The organism is Marinobacter sp. MBR-99 (assembly GCF_040547575.1).
GTDB lineage: Bacteria > Pseudomonadota > Gammaproteobacteria > Pseudomonadales > Oleiphilaceae > Marinobacter.
Window position 1 is genome coordinate 1 of record NZ_JBEPPY010000057.1, and the last position, 1,197, is coordinate 1,197.

Annotated in this window: 2 protein-coding genes; both read left to right on the plus strand. The window is 45.0% G+C overall.

The window, feature by feature from the left end:
* Nucleotides 1–594, plus strand: a 594-nt coding sequence (locus tag ABIE59_RS19955) for an RNase A-like domain-containing protein (protein ID WP_354449546.1), incomplete at its 5' end; no start/stop codon positions are given.
* 9 nt (nucleotides 595–603) lie between these two features.
* Nucleotides 604–876 (plus strand): contact-dependent growth inhibition system immunity protein, encoded by a 273-nt coding sequence (locus ABIE59_RS19960; RefSeq protein ID WP_354449547.1) that lies wholly within the window; start codon nucleotides 604–606, stop codon nucleotides 874–876.
* Nucleotides 877–1,197: the final 321 nt, after the last annotated feature.

The following is a 1,197-nucleotide window of genomic DNA, read 5'->3' on the forward strand; positions in this document are numbered from 1 at the left end:
TACAGCATTCTGGTGACGCCCATCCAGGAGGATGGCCAGGAACATTCGCCGCCGGGCTATCAGCGGCCCTTTGAGGATCAGGTTGAGCTGATCGTAAGTTTTCCGAAGGATAGTGGGATTGAGCCGCTGTATTTGGTTTTTCAAAAGAGCGTTGGTGGTGATGGAGAGAGTGCTCCAAACAACAAATCCACTTTGATTAAGAGTGAAAGTGGTGGAACACTGGTTTTCCATGAAAACTTGGACGGGCATACTATTAGGCGACATGTTGGCAAAACCGAAGAGCAGTTGTTGCAACGGTTTGAGACTGAGCCGGATATTCTAGGTTCATCAACTTACACAGATTTAGAAATAGCTCAGAGAGCGATTGGAGATGTATTATCGAGGAACAGCAATAGCGTTCAGGATTGGCTCATAAATAGCCCACAACCTAGACTCGCACTCAATGAAACACTTGATTACGAGGTTGGCCAGGTTATTCCTCAAGGCGATACCATATCCCAAGCATCCAATAAATCATTTGTCCTTTTGGTGAAAGATCCTTTAGCTCCAAACGGTTACCGTGTTCACACCTCGTTCCCGAAGCCAAATAATTAGGAGTAAATAGTGAGCAAAATATTTGAATACTTCTTTGATGCTTATTTCCATCAAGATTGGCGTGATGATTACGAATCATCGCTATCCGCTGTAAAAGATTTCAAAAAGGCTGAACCAACTGACTCTATAGTTCAGTTGGTTCATGGTCTAAAGGAGCTTCTAAGTAAAAGTGATTTACCCCAAGATACTTTCAATAAGCTAGGCGGCAATTTCAAGCCCGAATCAGAAGGCATGTCAGTTGCAGAATGGATAGGCAAGGCGTTGGAGATCCTAGACAGGTAATGCTTTGTTGGTGCGAACAAAATTGTAGACACCAATCCGAATAAAAAGATTGGCGGTCGTCAAATTGTTAATTTTGATCTTGCGGGAACAACTGTGAAAACCAGAGGGCATTCGTGATGCGCCTTTGGCAATGGAGAGAACGGGCCTAGAGCAAAGGCTAAGCCGTGCCTGGGCATGAAAGGATAAGCATTCACGGAGAAGATTATCAGGCGCAGCCTGGACGTTTCTTAGGGAGACTCTGAATAAGTCCCCAAAATCAGCGATAATACGGCCGTCGTCAACCGCATAGGATCGTTGCCACCATGGATCAGATCACCTTCT